This is a genomic window from Chromobacterium sp. INPA-IVC (assembly GCF_059047085.1).
Genome location: NZ_JBTNLS010000006.1, coordinates 239480 through 256936 on the forward strand (window position 1 = coordinate 239480; position 17457 = coordinate 256936).

19 protein-coding genes are annotated in these 17457 nt (G+C 65.5%); 10 read left to right on the top strand and 9 right to left on the bottom strand.

The annotated features are described in order from the left end of the window. Nucleotides 1-53 precede the first annotated feature (53 nt). From ppk1 to ettA, 4 genes are all read left to right on the top strand, one after another. Nucleotides 54-2132, top strand: coding sequence for a polyphosphate kinase 1 (gene ppk1 / locus ACX17K_RS12870; protein WP_231152098.1), 2079 nt, complete (start codon nt 54-56; stop codon nt 2130-2132). A gap of 4 nt (nt 2133-2136) precedes the next feature. Continuing rightward, nucleotides 2137-2616, top strand: coding sequence for a DUF456 domain-containing protein (locus ACX17K_RS12875; RefSeq protein ID WP_493775102.1), 480 nt, complete (start codon nt 2137-2139; stop codon nt 2614-2616). Between the two features lie 109 nt (nt 2617-2725). Next, the gene (locus tag ACX17K_RS12880; protein WP_493775103.1) at nt 2726-3151 is read left to right on the top strand and encodes a BLUF domain-containing protein; all 426 of its coding nucleotides are present in this window, start codon (nt 2726-2728) and stop codon (nt 3149-3151) included. Between the two features lie 88 nt (nt 3152-3239). Beyond that, entirely contained in the window at nt 3240-4907 is a 1668-nt protein-coding gene (gene ettA / locus ACX17K_RS12885) for an energy-dependent translational throttle protein EttA (RefSeq protein WP_493775229.1), read from the top strand. Nucleotides 4908-4955: 48 nt separating this feature from the next. Here ettA and ACX17K_RS12890 read toward each other — a convergent pair whose 3' ends face one another. After that, nucleotides 4956-5618, bottom strand: coding sequence for a substrate-binding periplasmic protein (locus tag ACX17K_RS12890; RefSeq protein WP_493775104.1), 663 nt, complete (start codon nt 5616-5618; stop codon nt 4956-4958). A gap of 129 nt (nt 5619-5747) precedes the next feature. On the opposite strand from ACX17K_RS12890, the gene ACX17K_RS12895 reads away from it, so the two are divergent. From ACX17K_RS12895 to ACX17K_RS12910, 4 genes are all read left to right on the top strand, one after another. Further along, entirely contained in the window at nt 5748-6452 is a 705-nt protein-coding gene (locus ACX17K_RS12895; RefSeq protein WP_493775105.1) for a LysM peptidoglycan-binding domain-containing M23 family metallopeptidase, read from the top strand. Nucleotides 6453-6552: 100 nt separating this feature from the next. Then, the gene (locus tag ACX17K_RS12900) at nt 6553-7761 is read left to right on the top strand and encodes a DUF1615 domain-containing protein (RefSeq protein ID WP_493775106.1); all 1209 of its coding nucleotides are present in this window, start codon (nt 6553-6555) and stop codon (nt 7759-7761) included. A 210-nt stretch (nt 7762-7971) separates the two neighbouring features. Beyond that, a complete protein-coding gene (locus ACX17K_RS12905; protein WP_493775107.1) occupies nt 7972-8247 on the top strand; it encodes a hypothetical protein in 276 nt (91 codons plus the stop codon). Nucleotides 8248-8387: 140 nt separating this feature from the next. Continuing rightward, on the top strand, nt 8388-9416 hold the full coding sequence (locus ACX17K_RS12910; protein WP_493775108.1) for a DUF475 domain-containing protein: 1029 nt from the start codon (nt 8388-8390) through the stop codon (nt 9414-9416). Nucleotides 9417-9500: 84 nt separating this feature from the next. On the opposite strand, the gene ACX17K_RS12915 is transcribed toward ACX17K_RS12910, so the two are convergent. The 7 genes from ACX17K_RS12915 to coq7 form a co-directional block, all read right to left on the bottom strand. Next, nucleotides 9501-10163, bottom strand: coding sequence for a hypothetical protein (locus tag ACX17K_RS12915; RefSeq protein WP_493775109.1), 663 nt, complete (start codon nt 10161-10163; stop codon nt 9501-9503). Nucleotides 10164-10344: 181 nt separating this feature from the next. Further along, on the bottom strand, nt 10345-10968 hold the full coding sequence (locus ACX17K_RS12920; protein WP_493775110.1) for a hypothetical protein: 624 nt from the start codon (nt 10966-10968) through the stop codon (nt 10345-10347). Between the two features lie 186 nt (nt 10969-11154). Then, entirely contained in the window at nt 11155-11517 is a 363-nt protein-coding gene (frdD, locus tag ACX17K_RS12925) for a fumarate reductase subunit FrdD (RefSeq protein ID WP_493775111.1), read from the bottom strand. Continuing rightward, nucleotides 11514-11912: a fumarate reductase subunit C gene (locus tag ACX17K_RS12930; protein WP_493775112.1), complete on the bottom strand. Its 399-nt coding sequence runs from the start codon at nt 11910-11912 to the stop codon at nt 11514-11516. The genes frdD and ACX17K_RS12930 overlap by 4 nt, the downstream gene beginning before the upstream one ends. After that, nucleotides 11909-12655, bottom strand: a complete 747-nt coding sequence (locus ACX17K_RS12935) for a succinate dehydrogenase/fumarate reductase iron-sulfur subunit (protein ID WP_493775113.1) — start codon at nt 12653-12655, stop codon at nt 11909-11911. Before ACX17K_RS12935 ends, ACX17K_RS12930 begins: the two co-directional genes overlap by 4 nt. Next, a complete protein-coding gene (gene frdA, locus ACX17K_RS12940) occupies nt 12652-14427 on the bottom strand; it encodes a fumarate reductase (quinol) flavoprotein subunit (protein ID WP_493775114.1) in 1776 nt (591 codons plus the stop codon). Before frdA ends, ACX17K_RS12935 begins: the two co-directional genes overlap by 4 nt. Nucleotides 14428-14616: 189 nt before the next feature. Continuing rightward, nucleotides 14617-15237, bottom strand: a complete 621-nt coding sequence (gene coq7, locus ACX17K_RS12945; RefSeq protein ID WP_493775115.1) for a 2-polyprenyl-3-methyl-6-methoxy-1,4-benzoquinone monooxygenase — start codon at nt 15235-15237, stop codon at nt 14617-14619. Nucleotides 15238-15358: 121 nt separating this feature from the next. Here coq7 and ppa point away from each other — a divergent pair, with 121 nt between their 5' ends. Together ppa and ACX17K_RS12955 are read left to right on the top strand one after the other, a co-directional pair. Then, nucleotides 15359-15886 carry an inorganic diphosphatase gene (gene ppa, locus ACX17K_RS12950; protein WP_114059815.1) on the top strand — a complete coding sequence of 176 codons (528 nt, stop codon included), beginning with the start codon at nt 15359-15361 and terminating at the stop codon, nt 15884-15886. A 165-nt stretch (nt 15887-16051) separates the two neighbouring features. Then, nucleotides 16052-16774 carry a hypothetical protein gene (locus tag ACX17K_RS12955; protein ID WP_493775116.1) on the top strand — a complete coding sequence of 241 codons (723 nt, stop codon included), beginning with the start codon at nt 16052-16054 and terminating at the stop codon, nt 16772-16774. 52 nt (nt 16775-16826) lie between these two features. On the opposite strand, the gene ACX17K_RS12960 is transcribed toward ACX17K_RS12955, so the two are convergent. After that, nucleotides 16827-17396: a phasin family protein gene (locus ACX17K_RS12960; RefSeq protein WP_021478633.1), complete on the bottom strand. Its 570-nt coding sequence runs from the start codon at nt 17394-17396 to the stop codon at nt 16827-16829. Between the last annotated feature and the right edge of the window lie 61 nt (nt 17397-17457).

The following is a 17457-nucleotide window of genomic DNA, read 5'->3' on the forward strand; positions in this document are numbered from 1 at the left end:
TCCAAGCGAGGGCTTTATTGTTTCCGATCACCGTCATTTTGGCTCGCTACCGTATGTCACAACCGCAAGACCTGCTGCTGAACCGTGAACTGGGACTGATAGAATTCAACCGCCGGGTGCTGGCCCAGGCGGAGGACCCGGATCTGCCGCTGCTGGAACGCCTGAAGTTCCTCTGCATCGTCTCCTCCAATCTCGACGAATTCTTCGAGGTCCGCGTCGCCTGGCTGCAAGACGCGGCCCACGCCACGCCGGACCGCATCCTGGCCGACGGCGCCACGCCGGAGCAGGCGCTGGTCAAGGTGGCCCGCGCCAGCCACCAGCTGGTGCGCGATCAATACGCGGTGATGAGCGAAGTGCTGTTCCCGGCGCTGCGCGAACAGGGCATCGTCTTCCTGCGCCGCAGCGAGTGGACGGAACAGCAGCAGGAATGGGTGCGGAATTATTTCTTCCGCGAGCTGATGCCCATCCTGACGCCGATCGGACTCGATCCGTCCCACCCCTTCCCCAAGGTGCTGAACAAATCGCTGAACTTCGCGGTGGAGCTGGAAGGCCGCGACGCCTTCGGCCGCGCCTCCGGCACCGCCATCGTGCAGGCGCCGCGCATTCTGCCGCGGGTGATCAAGCTGCCGGCCGACGCCTGCGAAGGCCGCCCGCACTGCTTCGTATTCCTATCGTCGATACTGCACTCGCACGTGCATGAGCTGTTCCCCGGCATGACGGTCAAGGGCTGCTACCAGTTCCGCGTCACCCGCGACAGCGAGCTGTCGGTCGACGACGACGACTTCAAGAACCTGCGCACCGCGCTGCAGGGCGAGTTGCGCCAGCGCCAGTTCGGCGACGCGGTGCGGCTGGAGATCGCCGACACCTGCCCGCAGCACATGGAATCCTTCCTGCTGACCCAGTTCAATCTGCAGCCGCGCGACGTCTACCGCGTCAACGGTCCGGTGAACCTGGTGCGGCTGATGCAGGTGCCCGACCTGGTGGACCGCGCCGATCTCAAGTTCGCGCCGTTCACGCCGACGCTGCCGGCCAATCTGCAGAAGAAGTCCAAATCCTCGCTGTTCGAAGTCATCCGCAAGGGCGACGTGCTGCTGCACCATCCGTACCAGAGCTTCCAGCCGGTGATCGACTTCCTGACCCAAGCGGCGACCGATCCGCACGTGGTGGCGATCAAGATGACGGTGTACCGCACCGGCACCGACTCGGTGCTGATGGAGTCGCTGATCGCCGCCGCCCGCGCCGGCAAGCAAGTGACGGTGGTAGTGGAGCTGATGGCTCGCTTCGACGAGGAAGCCAACATCGGCTGGGCCAGCCGGCTGGAAGACGCCGGCGCCCACGTGGTGTACGGCGTGATCGGCTACAAGGTGCACGCCAAGATGCTGATGGTGGTGCGGCGCGAAGGCCCCGGCCTGCACCGTTACGTGCACCTGGGCACCGGCAACTACCACCCGCGCACCGCGCGGCTGTACACCGACTTCGGCCTGTTGACCTGCAACGAGGAAATCGCCAGCGACGTCAACGACATCTTCATCCAGCTGACCGGCCTGGGCCGCGCCGGCAGCCTGAAACGGCTGTACCAAAGCCCGTTCACGCTGCACAGCATGATCATGGAGGCGATACAGCGCGAGACCGAGCACGCGCAGGCCGGCAAACCGGCGCAGATCATCGCCAAAATGAACTCGCTGCTGGAGCCGCAAGTGATCCACGCACTGTACCGCGCGAGCCAGGCCGGCGTGAAGGTGCAGCTGATCGTGCGCGGCGTGTGCGCGCTGCGCCCCGGCGTACCGGGCCTGTCGGACAACATCTCGGTCCGCTCCATCGTCGGCCGCTTCCTCGAACATCCGCGCATCTTCTATTTCTACAACGACCACAAGGAAGACCTGCTGATGTCCAGCGCCGACTGGATGAGCCGCAACTTCTTCCGCCGCATCGAAACCTGCGCGCCGATCCTGGACAGCAAGCTGAAGCGCCGCATCATCAAGGAGGCGCTGCGCCTGTATCTGGAAGACAACGTCAACAGCTGGGAGATGCTGCCCGACGGCGGCTACAAGCGCCGCTCCAGCCGCGGCAAGCCGCACTGCGCGCAGCGCGAGCTGCTGGCCTCCTACACCGGCAACCCCGAGGCGGAATAAACGCATGGAAATACTTGGCTATATCGCGGCCGCGCTGATGGTGCTGGCCGGCCTCGCCGGCACCATCCTGCCCGCCATTCCCGGCCTGCCGCTGATGTTCGGCGGCTTGCTGCTGGCCTCCTGGCTGGACGGCTTCAACCACCTCGGCGCCGTCAGCCTCACCGTGCTCGCGGTGCTGGCCGCGCTGGGCCTGCTGATAGATTTCGTCGCCGGCCTGCTCGGCGCCAAGGCCACCGGCGCCAGCCGCCAGGCGTTGTGGGGCGCCTTCATCGGCAGCCTGGTCGGCATGTTCTTCGGCATCGCCGGCGTCATTCTCGGCCCGCTCATCGGCGCCATCGTCGGCGAATTCATCGCCCGCAAGGACGCGTTCCAGGCCGGCAAGGTCGGCGTCGGCACCTTCATCGGCTTCATCGTCGGCGCGGTGGCCAAGGTGGCCTGCGCCTTCGCGATGCTGGCCACCGCCGCGCTGGCGCTGGCGCTGTAACCCCCTGGCCATGGGGATGGCCGGCGCGGCCATCCCGGCACCGGGCGCCCAGATTTTGCTATGCTGCTGCGATCGATAGCGCCCGCCCCTTCAGCCGAGGATATCCGCCATGGCACTGCAGCATCTGATCTACGTCAGCACCGCCCGCCGCGAGCTGAACAACGCGGAACTGGAAACGCTGCTTGAATCCTGCGTGCGCCACAATCTGCAGAACGACATCAGCGGCGTGCTGCTGTATGGCCCCGGCAACTTCATCCAGGTGCTGGAAGGCGAAGCCGAAGCCGTCGCCGAAACCTACCAGCGCATCCTGGACGACCCGCGCCACCATAATCTGATAGAAATCCTGCTCGAGGACATTGAGCGGCGTAGCTTCGCCAACTGGCGCATGGGCTTCACCCGGCTGGATGACGCGGCCATCCGCAGCCAGCCGGGCTTCGTCGACGTCTACGGCCCGGACTTTCTGCCCCAGCGGCTGGCTGAGCGGCCGACGCTAGCGATGAATATCTTGCTGAGCTTCCGCAAAAACTGCCGCTGAGCGCCCATGCGCGCATCCTGCGCGCTGAATGAGCGCGGATTTCGTTATAATCAGCGATTAGCCCCATCCAACCAATGTGAACGCACTCATGGCCCAATACGTGATGTCGATGCTCCGCGTGAGCAAGATCGTCCCGCCCAAGCGGCAAATCATCAAGGATATCTCCCTCAGCTTCTTCCCCGGCGCCAAGATCGGCCTCTTGGGCCTGAACGGCGCGGGCAAATCCACCGTGCTGCGCATCATGGCCAACGTGGACAAGGAATACGACGGCGAGGTGCAGCACCTGGCCGGCGTCAAGATCGGCTACCTGGAACAGGAGCCGAAGCTGGACAATGACAAGACCGTGCGCGAGGAAGTGGAAAGCGGCATGGGCGACGTGATGGGCGCGCAAAAACGCCTGGAGGAAGTCTACGCCGCCTACGCCGAGCCGGACGCCGACTTCGACGCGCTGGCCGAAGAGCAGGCCAAGCTGGAAGCCATCATCTCCGCCGGCGCCGGCGACAATGTGGCGCTGCAGCTGGAACTGGCCGCCGACGCGCTGCGCCTGCCACCGTGGGACGCCAAGATCGGCCCGCTGTCCGGCGGCGAGAAGCGCCGCGTGGCGCTGTGCAAACTGCTGCTGTCCAAGCCGGACATGCTGCTGCTGGACGAGCCGACCAACCACCTGGACGCCGAATCGGTCGAATGGCTGGAGCAGTTCCTGGTGCGCTTCCCCGGCACCGTGGTGGCCGTCACCCACGACCGCTACTTCCTCGACAACGCCGCCGAATGGATTCTGGAGCTGGACCGCGGCGAAGGCATCCCGTGGAAGGGCAACTACTCGTCCTGGCTGGAGCAGAAGGAAGAGCGCCTGGCGCAGGAAGCCAAGAGCGAAGGCGCCCGCATGAAGGCGATGAAGCAGGAGCTGGAATGGGTGCGCCAGAACCCCAAGGGCCGCCAGGCCAAGTCCAAGGCGCGCATCGCCCGCTTCGAGGAGCTGTCCAGCTTTGAAACCCAGAAGCGCAACGAGACCCAGGAAATCTTCATCCCGGTGGCCGAGCGCCTGGGCAATGAGGTGATCGAGTTCGACGGCGTGTCCAAGGGCTTCGGCGACCGCCTGCTGATCGACAATCTGAGCTTCAAGGCCCCGCCGGGCGCCATCGTCGGCATCATCGGTCCCAACGGCGCCGGCAAGTCGACGCTGTTCAAGATGATCGCCGGCAAGGAACAGCCGGACAGCGGCGACGTGAAGATCGGCCAGACCGTGCAGATGGCCTTCGTCGAACAGAGCCGCGAAGGCCTGGATGGCGACAAGACCGTGTTCGAGGACGTGGCCGCCGGCGCCGACATCCTCACCGTCGGCCGCTTCGAGATGTCCAGCCGCGCGTACCTGGGCCGCTTCAACTTCAAGGGCGCCGACCAGCAGAAGAAGGTGGGCATGCTGTCCGGCGGCGAACGCGGCCGCCTGCACCTGGCCAAGACCTTGCTCAAGGGCGGCAACGTGCTGCTGCTTGACGAACCGTCCAACGACCTCGACGTGGAAACGCTGCGCGCGCTGGAAGACGCGCTCTTGGAATACGCCGGCACCGTGTTCGTGATCTCCCACGACCGCTGGTTCCTGGACCGCATCGCCACCCATATCCTGGCGGCGGAAGGCGAATCGCAATGGACCTTCTTCGACGGCAACTACCAGGAATACGAAGCCGACAAGAAGAAGCGACTGGGCGAGGAAGGCGCCAAGCCCAAGCGCATCCGCTACAAGCCGATCACCCGCTGATCCGCGTCGCGTCTCCAAGCCCCCGCCCGCGGGGGCTTTTTGCCGCCCTCAATCCAGGTAGCGCGCCACGATGCGGGCGCTGGTGCCATCCTCATGCAGCTGCTTGAGCGCGGCGCCCAGCTTTTGCGCCACGTCGTCCGGCAAACGCCGGCTGCAAGCCAGATAGATGCCGGTGCTCTGCAGCTTCAGCGCCTCGCGTATCGGCACCGCGCCGCTTCCCTGCTTCTTCACCATGTAACGCGCCACCAGGCTGTGCACCGCCCAAACCTCGGCCACGCCGCTGCTCAACTCGCGGTAGGCGTCCTCGGTGGTCGGCAGCTCGGAAAACGCCACCTGATGCAGCCGCAGCCACTCCGCCATCGACGAGCCCAGCAGCGTCACCACGCGCAAGCCCTTCAGATCCGCCACGCCGCGAAGCTGCAGCTTGCTGCCGGCCGCCACGAACAACGACTGGCTGCTCTCGTCTATCAGCCCCACCCAACGGTAGGTATCCTCGCGCTTGGGCGAACGGGTCAGCGGCAGCAGGCAGCCATTCCCCTCCGCCTGGACCTGCATCTGCGCCCGCTTCCAGGGCAGATCGACGTACTGCGCGCGCGCCCCGCTACGCGCCAGCGCCTGCGCCAGCAGCTCGACGGCGATGCCATGAGGGGTATGGTCGGCGCCTTCGCGGATCACAAAAGGCGGGTAATCGACGGTATACAAGTTGATCAAGGGTTCCGCCCGGCAAAGGGAACCTAAGCAGCACAAGCCAAGCCAAAACCATTTCCTCATCGCGGAGCCCCGTTCGTCCTCTCGCCCGGACAGCAGTCCGGACGGCGGACGGTGATAGAATCCCAAACCATGTCCCTGCGTACCCTTATTCTTTGTAGCAGCTTATTGCTGGCTGCCTGCGCCACCCCGTCCACGCCCAATTCTCCGGCGCCCGCCGGCTATTACCGCGTGCAGCCGGGCGACACGCTGTACCGTATCGCCCGCCAGAACAAGCAGAGCGTCGCCAACCTGGCCCGCTGGAACCAGCTGGCCGACCGCTCCAGCATCCAGGCCGGACAATTGCTGCGGATTCAGCCCCCAGGAAGCGCGGCCAAGCCCGCGCCATCCGGCGCCGGCAAGCCTGCCGCGTCAAAGCCTGCTGCGTCGAAGCCGGCCGAAACCAGGCCGGCTCCGCCGCCGGCGAAGCTGGACATCAAGCTGCAATGGCCGGCCGACGGCGCGCTGATATCCGGCTTCGACGGCAACCGCAACAAGGGGCTGGATCTGGCCGGCAAGGCCGGCGATCCGGTGCGCGCCGCCGCCGCCGGCAAAGTGATATACGCCAGCAAGGGCATACGCGCCTACGGCAATCTGCTGATCGTCAAGCACAATGAAAGCACGCTGACCGTCTACGCCCACAACCAGAAACTATTGGTGCAGGAAGGCCAGCAAGTAAGCGCCGGCCAACAGATCGCCACCATGGGCGATTCCGGCGCCAACCGGGTGATGCTGCACTTCGAGCTGCGGCTGGGCACCCGGGTGGTGGACCCCGCCGCCTACTTGCCGCCGCGCTGACCGCCCGCGCGGGCCGAGCGCGAATGGCCGCCAGGCTTCGCTTGCCCGCGGCGGCGGCTTGGCCTAAGCTCGCCGCTGTCGCACCCTCGCTCCAAATACAATGAGAACAATCAGCCTGATCCTGTTGTGCGCGCTGCTGGCCGCTTGCGCCGGCACGCGCCCCCTTCCGTCTTCCGCGCCGGCGCTCCTGCCTGAAGCCGCGCCGCCGCCGGCGGAACCGCTCCCCCAGCAGCCCGCTATCGTCGAGCCGCAGCCCGCCGCTCCCGCAACGCCGCCTGCCAGTCAGCCCAAGCCGCAGCCGGCCTCACGCGCCTTCATCGCCGCCGCCGTGCCCGGCAGCGCGCGCGACCGCCAGGGCTGGATCGCCGACATCGACGCCGCCTTCCGCCATTTGCAGATCCCGGCCACAGCCGACAACGCCTGCGCGCTGGCCGCGGTGATCGAGCAGGAATCCAGCTGGCAAGCCGACCCGGTGGTGCCGGGCCTGCCCAAGATCGTCTGGGGCAAGATAGAAGAACGCGCCCACCGCTACCTGGTGCCGCTGACCGTGGTGAAGGGCGCGCTGCTGAAAACCTCGCCCAATGGCCAGAGCTACAAGACGCGGATAGACAATCTGCGCACCGAGCGCGAGATGAACCTGCTGTACGAGGACATGTCGCGCGAAGCGCAGAAGCTGGGCCTGCCGCTGGACATGAAAAATCCGATACGCACCGGTGGGCCGATGCAGGTCAGCGTGGAGTTCGCCGAAGGCCACGCCAGAGTCTGGCCCTACCCCTATCCGGTGCAGGGCAGCATACGCCACGAGGTATTCAGCCGCCGCGGCGGCGTCTATTTCGGCGCGGCCATCCTGCTGCAGTATCCGGCCCCGTATCAGGACATGCTTTACCGCTTCGCCGACTTCAACGCCGGCCGCTACAGCAGCCGCAACGCCGCCTTCCAGGCCGCGCTGTCCCAGCTTTCCGGCCGCAAACTGGCGCTGGACGGAGACCTGTTGAACTACCAGGGCAAGGCCGCCTCCGGCAGCCAGCAGGCGGCGCTGTCGCTGTCCGGCCGGCTGGGCATGGGCGCCGCCGCCATCCAGCGCGACCTGCAGCTGGAAAAGAACGCCGCCTTCGGCCAGACCCCGCTCTACCGGCAGGTGTTCGCGCTGGCGGACAGGCTGGCCGGCCGCGCGCTGCCGCGCGAACGGATGCCGCAGATCGATCTGAAAAGCCCCAAGATCAGCCGCAAGCTGACCACGGAGTGGTTCGCCAAGCGGGTGGACGGCCGCTACCGCCAATGCCTGACCCGCGCGGCCGGCGCGCGCTGAGGCGAGACCGCCCTCCTCCCTTTCAGCGCTCCGGAATTGGCCGCCGGAGCCTGAGCCGGCTCAAACGGGCAGGCCATCTGCCGCGTTCAATCAACTCGGCCTTCACAGGTTCGGCCCATGCTCGTCCCGGCAAGTGGGAATGGCCGCGGCTGCGCTTCGGCGCGCCCATTCTGGACTGCGCGCGGCTTCTCCCAAGACAGGAGAACCATCATGGCAACCAGCAATGTCCCCGGCCAAAGCCAGCTCAACTTCGCCGGCAGCACCCTGCGTGACTTCAGCATCCGAGTGCGGCGCATCCATCCGCTCGGCGCGGCTGATTTCGCCATCTACGAGACGAACCATCCCGACAACCGGCTGGGCGCGGGACGATGCCCCGCGTTGAGCGCCAATCCGAACTACATCGAAGTGTTTATCCGCAAAAACGTGTCCTACACGGTTCAAGCGCTGAATGGCGACATCTCCGTGGAAGAGCCCGGCAATATCTGAGCGCTTGTGACAGCCGCCATCAGCGCGCGGATGCGCAAGCGCTGACGGCGTCATATAATGCCCACGCAACGGCCGGCCCTTCCGGCCGTTCATACATTCAAAAAAATAGCGGCGACGCCGCACTTGCTCAGGTTAACCCCATGCGTTCCACTTTTTCCTATTTTCGCGGCTCGCTGCTCTTCGGCATCGCCGTGCTGGCCGCCGTCGCCTGGTACGGCCACGCGCGCGGTGGCGTCGAACAGGCCGGCGCCTTCCTGCTGACCGCCGCGGTGCTGGCGGTGCTGGAAACCAGCGTCTCCTTCGACAACGCGGTGGTCAACGCCACCGTGCTCAAGGCGATGAGCCCGCGCTGGCGGCAGATCTTCATGACCGTCGGCATCGTGGTGGCCGTGTTCGGGATGCGCGTGCTGTTTCCGCTGCTGATCGTCGCCACCGCCGGCGGCGTGTCGCTGGCCGAGGCCTTCGCGGTGGCCACCAAGCAGCCGGAGCGCTACCAGCGGATCATGCACGACAGCCACCTGATGATCATGGGCTTCGGCGCCACCTTCCTGCTGATGGTGGTGATCGAATATTTCGTCAAGCACGAGAAGGACGAGCACTGGCTGCCCGGCATCGAGCCGCTGCTGGCCAAGCTGGGCAGCGTGGAGAACGCGCAGTCGCTGGTCACCATCGTCGTCGTGGCCGCCATCGCCGCGTTGCTGCCTGCCGGCCAGCGGATGGCTTTCATCAGCAGCTGCTTCTGGGGCTATGTGGCGTTCATGGTGCTGCATATGTTCAAGCAGCTGTTCGGCGGCGTGGACATCCAGACCGCCGCGGCCAAAAACGGCCTGATCGGCTTCGTCTACCTGGAGGTGCTGGACGCCAGCTTCTCGATGGACGGCGTGATCGCCGCCTTCGCCATCACCAACGATTTCTGGCTGATCGCCGCCGGCCTGGGGATAGGAGCGATGTTCGTGCGCTCGCTGACCCTCTATCTGGTGGAGCGCGATGTGATGGGCCAGTTCAAATACCTGGAAGTTTCGGCGTTCTGGGCAATCGCCGCGCTGGTGGCCATCATGTTCGCCGCCGCGCTGCACGTGGAGCTGGGCGAAGTGACCACCGGCCTGATCAGCGTCGCCATCATCGGCCTGGGCGTGCTGACCAGCCTGCCCTCGCGCAACAAACGCTGAGCCGCTGCCGCGGACAGGAAAAAGGCCGGGGTTTCCCCCGGCCTTTTTCCATCCCGACCCGGCGCCCCGCGCGGGGCAACCTGGTCAGGCGGAAGTGCTCAGCAAAGCGCCGACCCCGGCATTGGCGCCGGGCTGGTTCTGCTGCAGATTATTAGCCAGGTTCTGCAGAAAGGCTTGCAACGAAGACGACGACTGTCCCGACTGGGAAGTCAGGCCCAGCGCCTGCTGCAAGCTTTGGAACGCGGACTGGATGCCCGTGGTGGCGTCGTTCTGCGTGCCGTTGGCGAGGTCTTGCAGCAATTGCTGCAGATTGTTCTGCAAACCGCCGTAACCCCCGGTCGCCTGATCCTGCCCGCTGCTATCCGTGCCGTCGCTGCTGGTTGAGGCTCCGCCGGAAACGGACGCGCCTTCCTGCTGCAAAGCCTGGAACAGCGAATGCATGAAGGTGTGTATCGCCTGCTGGCTGCTGCCGGCCGCGCCCACCGCGCCGTCGCTTCCGCTGTCGGACGCTCCGCTGTCGTCGCTGGAAGAGCCTGACGATGCCTGCTGCAGCAAACCCGATTGTTGCAAGGCCTGCAACACGCTCTGCGCGAACTGGCCGCCGCCTCCCCGGTGGTGATGGCCGCCGCCTCCCTGAACGGCGCCGCTGCCCGCCGACTGTCCCGAATCCGAAGAGAAGCTTTCCTGTATGTCCACTTGCGTGTACTGCAAAGAAATGGAGCTATTGCCGAGAGAACTAACTGACATAACGCTCTCCTTCCAAGGAAGAACCTAATGGCCCACGCCCAGCCTGCGCTGATATCGGTATATCGGCACTCAGACTGCGAAGCACAGCAACAAAGTGCAAATCTTTGTTAATTCAAGGAAAACATCAAAATCGTCATTGCGCAAGGTCGATCAACACCGTCCCCCATGGCCGCGCTCAGCCTCAGGCTGAGGTGTTGACCAGAGACCCTAGAGCCCCCGACGAGTTCAGCGGATTGTTTTGCAGGGTGACCAGATTTTGCAGGAAGTCATGCAAGGAGGCCTGCCGCGACATGGAGGCGGCGGCCGAGCCTCCCAGCGAATGCTGCAGATCGCGGAAAGCCGAAGCCAGGTTCTGCGTGGCGCCGTTCTGCACGCCGTTGCCGACATCCTGCAGCAGCTTCTGCAGATTGTCCTGGAACGCGCCATACCCGTCGGATGGCGAGCCCAGGCCTCCGCCGGAGTCGCCGCTGGAAAAACTCTCGGCCTGCACCGCCTGGTATACCGCATGGACAAAAGTATGAAGCGCCTGCTGGGCCGCGCCGGCGAGAGTTTCGCCAGACGCCCCGCCAACCGCGCCAGGCCCGGACTCCCCCGCGGCGCTCGAGGCCGACACATTGATCCCGCTCATTTGCAAAGCCAGCATGACGCTTTGGCCAAAGCCGCCGCCAGGCTGGCCGCCTTCTGAAGACGCGCCGGCAACCTGGGAGACATCGGGGCCGCCCTGGGCCTGAGGCGGAGAAAGCGGATTGACCGCAGGCGCGTAGCCAATGGACGAGAAGGGGCTGCTGATGGCGCTGATGGACATGGCACTCTCCTCTCAACCAGTGCCACGCCCGCGGTCCCGCCGGCAAAAACCGAGCCGCCATCCGGAAATAGGAAGCACTAGTATATTTAAAATGATAAATACATATACCTTGCTTCACTATAAGCACAGGATGGTAGGCAGGCCGCCTCAACCCCGTCGGTTAAGTATTGCTACTTAACGCCCTAATCAAATCTGCGCCAGCAACCCAAGCGCCGCCAGCGTGCCCGCCGCCGCCACGCCGTAGGTCAGCGCCTTGGCCAGCGGACCGCCATGGACGCCGACATCGTGCAGGCTGTGGTAGATCCGGTGCGCCGCATGCCACAGCAGCAAGCTGATCAATACCCACAAAACCGCCTTGCCAATCAGACTCTGCGCCAGCGCCAGCATGCCCTGGTAACTGGCGGCCTTGGCCGGCAGCCAGCCCAGCGGCGCGGCGAAGCCGGTGAGTAAAACCAGCATTGGCCCGAACAGCGCCGCCAGCATGCCGCCGGCGCCGAACAGCCCCCAGAAAATGGGCGCATGGGAACGCTTCAATTGCCGGTTTTTCATTGCGAGATCCCCCAGACGATGCCCAGCAGCGCCAGGCTGGCCAGCAAGGTGGCGGCGAAGCCGCCGGCGGTGATGGCGGCGGCGGACACGCGCCTGCCGCCTATGATCACCGGCGGCAAGGTGCGCGGCATGATCATGAACCAGGTGTAGCCGTGGTAGCCGACCATCAAGAACAGGATCAGGTGGAACAGCAGCGCCAGCGGGCTCTGCAGCGCCGCCATGAAACCATTCCACGCCGCCTCGCCCTGGCTCAGCCGCCACAGGCCGCACAGCAGCACGAAGGCGTAGGCGGCGACGAACAGCGCCGTGCCCTCGTGGATCATGTACTCGATGAAGTAGGGATTTTTCTTCCACCAGCCTTCCATGGGCCGGACATAAGGCTTGCGCTTGCTCATTTGCATGCTCCCTTCGGCCTGGCGAATCGCAGGAAATAATCCTTGGCCACCGCGGTCTTGTTCAGGTTCACCGCGTTGGCCGGGTCCACCGCCTTGGGACAGACTTCCGAGCAGTAGCCGACCGCCGTGCAGTTGAACACGCCCTCCTGCGCGGCCAGCAGCTCCATGCGCTGCCCGCAAGCCCCGTCGCGGCTGTCCTGGTTGTACCGATGCAGCAGCGCGATGGCGCCGGGGCCGAGGAAGTCCGGATTCAGGCCGTACTGCGGACAGGCAGCGTAGCACAAGAGGCAGTTGATGCAGCCGCTGAACTGGGCGTACCAGTCCATCTGCGCCGGCGTCTGCTTGTATTCGCCCTCGGACAAGGGCTTGTCTTCCTTGGGCACGATATAAGGCGTAATGCTTTCGAGTTTCTCGATGAAGTCGTCCAGCACCACCACCAGATCGCGCTCGATCGGGAAGTGATTCAAGGGTTCGATGCGCACCTTGCCGGGGTAGTCGCGCAGAAAGGTCTTGCAGGCGAGCTTGGGCACGCCGTCCACCATCATGCCGCAGCTGCCGCAGATGGCCTGGCGGCAGGACCAACGGAAGGCCAGCGTGCCGTCGAGATAATCGCGGATGTATTGCAGGCCCTGCAGCACCGACATGTCGTCGCGGTACGGCACATCGAAGCCTTGCAGCCATGGCTCCTTGTCCTGCTCCGGCCGGTAACGCAGCACCTCGATCTTGATCGTCTGGTCCGTCATGCCCGCTCTCCTTGCTCTGCGGCCACGCCCGCCGCGCCGTAAGCGCGCACGCCAGGCTGGGAGGTGGTGATTCTGACCGCGCCGTATTCGATGCGCGGCGCGGCGTCCGGTTGATAAACCGCCAAGCTATGCTTGAGGAAGTTGGCGTCGTCGCGTCGCTCATAGCCGTCCAGCCGCTGGTGGGCGCCGCGCGATTCGCGGCGTTGCAGCGCCGAGTGCGCCATCGCCTCTGCCACGTCCAGCTGGTAGCCCAGCTCGATGGCCAGCAGCCAGTCGCTGTTCCACACGCTGGACTTGTCTTCCACATTGACGTTGTGGAAACGCTGCTTCAGCTCTGCCAGCTTGTCGCAAGTGGCGCGCATGCTATCCTCCATCCGGTAGATGCCGCAGCCGGCCTCCATCGTTTCCGCCATCTCGCGCCGCAAATCGGCGATGCGCTCCTTGCCGTCCTTGGCGCGCAGCGCGTGCAGGCGAGCCTCCGCTGCTTCGGCCTGTTTCAGCAGCCGCTCGCGCTTGGCCGGCTTGCTGTCGCGGGCGAAGCGCGCAGCCTCGACGCCGGCCACCTTGCCGAACACCGACAACTCGGCCAAAGAATTGGAACCCAGCCGGTTGGCGCCGTGGATGCCGACGCTGGAGCACTCGCCGGCCGCGTAAAGGCCGGGCATGGGCGCGGCGCAACGGCCATCCACCAGGATGCCGCCCATGGTGTAGTGCACCGCCGGGCGCACCGGGATCGGCTCCCTCGCCGGATCGATGCCGAGGAACTCCTCAGCCAGCTCGCAGATCTGCGGCAAGCGCTCGCGCAGCTTGGCATGGCCCAGATGGCGCAGGTCCAGATACACCGCCGAGCCCCATGGGCCCTCCACGGTGCGGCCCTTTTGCTGCTCGTACCAGAAGGCCTGGCTCAGACGGTCGCGCGGGCCCAGTTCCATGAACTTGTTGCGCGGCTTGTCCTCCGCCGGCCCCAGGCCGTAGTCCTGCAGATAACGGTAGCCGTCCTTGTTGATCAGCAGCCCGCCCTCGCCGCGGCAGGCCTCGGTGAACAAGAGGCCGGTGCGCGGCATGCAGGTGGGGTGGTACTGGACGAACTCCATATCCCTGAGCGGCACGCCGTGGCGGTAGGCCAGCGCCATGCCGTCGCCGGTGACGATGCCGCCGTTGGTGTTCTCACGGAACACCCGCCCGGCGCCGCCGGTGGCCATCACCACCGCGCCGGCTTCGATCAGCAGGCTTTCGCCGCTGGCGATCTCGATGGCCAGCACGCCGCGCGCCTGGCCGTCATCGACAATCAGGTCGGCGCAAAAGTATTCATCGAAGCGCTGGATGTTCGGAAACTGGATGGAGGTCTGGAACAAGGTGTGCAGCATGTGGAAGCCGGTCTTGTCGGCGGCGAACCAGGTCCGCTCTATCTTCATGCCGCCGAAGGCGCGCACATTGACGCTGCCGTCTTCCTTGCGGCTCCACGGACAGCCCCAATGCTCCAGCTGCACCATTTCCTGCGGGCACTGGCGGACGAAATACTCCACCACATCCTGCTCGCACAGCCAATCGCCGCCGGCGACGGTGTCGTGGAAGTGGGCATCGAAGCTGTCATGGCCCTGCTTCACCGCCGCCGAGCCGCCCTCCGCCGCCACCGTGTGGCTGCGCATCGGGTAGACCTTGGACACCAGCGCGATCTTGAGCCCGGGATCGGCCTGCGCCGCGGCGATTGCCGCCCGCAATCCGGCCCCGCCGGCGCCGACGATCGCGATGTCGGCCTGGTAGGTTTTCATCTGCTGCCTCCTGCTGGAATCGAAACGTTTCCGACAGGCTAGGCGAGGATGAAAGATAAGCCCTAGACCTTGGTCAAGCGACTGCGACGCGCGGCCTGGCGGCGCGCCCACTCCATGACTCCGGTCAACAAGCGGCAAAACAAAACCCGCGCCGGATGGCCGCGGGTTTGGGATGAAAGCCAGGGAGAATCAGATGCGGTAGCTGCTGCCGGTCATCACCTTGGCCGACAGCTTCATCGCCGCCTTCAAGGGCGCGGGCAATTCAGCCGCGCCCAGCTCGTGCGCCATCTCGGCATGCTGCAGCTCGTCGTCGCGCATCTGGCTGACGATGGCGCGGCTCCTGGCGTCGTCTTCGGGCAGCGCGCTCAGATGGCTGTCCAGATGCGCGCCGACCTGGCGCTCGGTCTCCTGCAGAAAGCCTAGGTTCCACTTGTCGCCCAGCACGCCGGCCGCGACACCCAGCGCCAGCGAGCCGGTATACCACAGCGGGTTCAGCAGGCTGGGACGGCCGCCCAGCTCGCGGATGCGGCGCTCGGTCCAGGCCAGATGCTCCACCTCCTCCTGCGCCGCCTGCCGCAGCGCTTCACGGGCGGATGGGTCGCGCGCGGTCAGCGCCTGGCCTTGATACAAGGCCTGCGCGCATACCTCGCCGCAGTGGTTGACCCGCATCAGCCCCAGCGCGTGGCGCTTCTCGGCCGCGGAGAGATCGGCTTCGTCGACGCCCTGGTCCGGATGCGCGCGGGCGCTGTGCGCCGGCGCGCACAATGTGCGCAGGCCCTTGTCCAGTTCGGTGATCAGCTTGTCCAGCATCGGCGCGTTCTTCCTCGCGTGAATGGCGTCAAACGGCAGATTATACCTCGCGGGCACAGCGCCGGCAGCAGCTGATATAATCGGCCGGTTAAACCCGTTTATTACTCAAGGATTGCGCGCAATGAACCTCGCAAGCATCGGCCCGGGCAAGGACATGCCGGGCGACTTCAACGTCGTCATCGAAATCTCCGCCAACGCCGCTCCGATCAAGTACGAATTCGACAAGGAATGGAACACGCTGGTGGTTGACCGCTTCATGGGCACCTCCATGATGTACCCGGCCAACTACGGCTTCGTGCCGCAAACCCTGGCCGGCGACGGCGATCCGGTCGACGTGCTGGTGGTGACCCCGTTCCCGCTGCCGCCGGGCGTGGTGGTGCGCTGTCGCGCGCTGGGCCTGATCAAGATGGAAGACGACGGCGGCGTGGACGCCAAGCTGGTCGCCGTTCCGGTCGAAAAGCTGTGCCCGATGTACAAGTCCATCCAGAAGCTGGAAGACCTGCCGGAGCTGCTGCGCGCGCAGATGGTGCACTTCTTCGAGCACTACAAGGATCTGGAAAAGGGCAAATGGGTCAAGATCCAGGGCTGGGGCACGCTGGAAGACGCCAAAGCCGAACTGGTCGAAGGCATCGAGCGCTTCGGCAAATAAGCCGTTCCCCGCGAAACAAACCGGCCTCATGGCCGGTTTTTTTATCGCCCGGCGCATGCTGCATTGCACAACCCTTATCTTCCACGGGATAATGGTTTGCCGTGGCCGGCGTTATCTGCCACGCTTCCCATGCAACCTCGCTTCATGGTGGTCCGTGGTATCCGAATGATGGTCGTTTCCTACCGCATCGGGGGACAAGCCCCCCATATTCCCTGGTTCTTGCGCCGCCTCGCCGCGCAAGGACTGGCGGCTGCGCCGGAAGGCGACCAGCCCAGCCGGCTGCCCGCCGACTGGGCGGGCCTGGAATTTGCCGATTGCTGGCTGGACTTAGGCCGCGATGGCGACCAGGCGCTGGCCGAGCGCGCCGCCCGCTGCCGCGACGCCGGCCTTTCCTTCGTGGAGCTGGCCGGCGGCTGGGCGCCGGCAGGCGCAGAATTCGGCTTCATCCTGCTGGTAGGCGACCCGCCTCCTCCCGCCGCCCCCGCCCGCCTGGCTCTCGACGCGCTGGCGCCCCAGCCCAGCTGTTGGCTGCACAGCGGTCCCATCCACAGCGCCCGCTTCTGCCAGCGCGCCTTCGACGGCCTGATGCATGCCGGACGCGCGGCGATGCCGGAACCCGACAACCAGCCTCGCGCCCTGGAGTGGGAAGCGATACTGCAGAAGCAGTGGGCGCTGGCCGACAAGCTGCGTCAACTGGCGAAAGCCTATCTGGCCGAGCGCGTCGGCCTGCTCCCGCCCTACGCCGAACCGCTGCCCGAAACCGCAGTCCATTACGCCGCCAACCTGGCCAGGACCATCCTGCTGGCGCTGCCCGATGGGCACGACTGGGCCGAGCTGCAAAACGAGCTGGCCGCCCATCTGCAAAGCCGGGACGACGCCCGGAAATGAAAAACCCGCCGCGGCATGCCGTCGGCGGGAGGGACTTGACCAGAACGCGGGATCAGGCGGCGCTAGTGGTGGTCTTCTTGCTGCGGGAAACGGCGGCGCTGGCGGCCTTCGCGGAATTGGTGGCGGCTTCCACGCCGGCTTCGGCGATTTCAGCGCCCACTTTCTTCGCGGTCTTGGACACGCTTTCAAACGCGGCGGTGGAGGTGTTCAGCAGCGTCTTCAGCGCGGCGACGGCGACGTCCGAGCCGGCGGGCGCGTTCTTGGACAGGCGATCCAGGCCGGATTGCAGCGCCTTGCTGTTTTCGGCGATCTGCTCTTCGACGAAGCTGCTCAGCTCGTTCTGGGTGGTCAGCGCGGCGTCGTAGACGTTGCGGGCGGCCGAGAAAGCCTGGTCCAGCGCCGGCTGCGCCAGGCTGGTCTGCAATTCGCCCAGCGTCTTGGCGTCCTTCACTTCGCTCAGCGCCTTGAAGGTCTCGGCATTGTCGTTCAGCAGCTTGCGGGACAAGTCCAGCTGCAGGCTGGCGAAGCGCTCGGCGCCTGCCAGGACAATGGAGGACAGACGAACGGCCTTGTCGAACTGCGACTGGCCGAGGGCGGAGAGTTCCTGGGTTGTGGTAAACATGTGATCGGCTCCTAGTATGTCGGGTAGACAACGACTCGGTACGGCAGCGACAACACCGCTG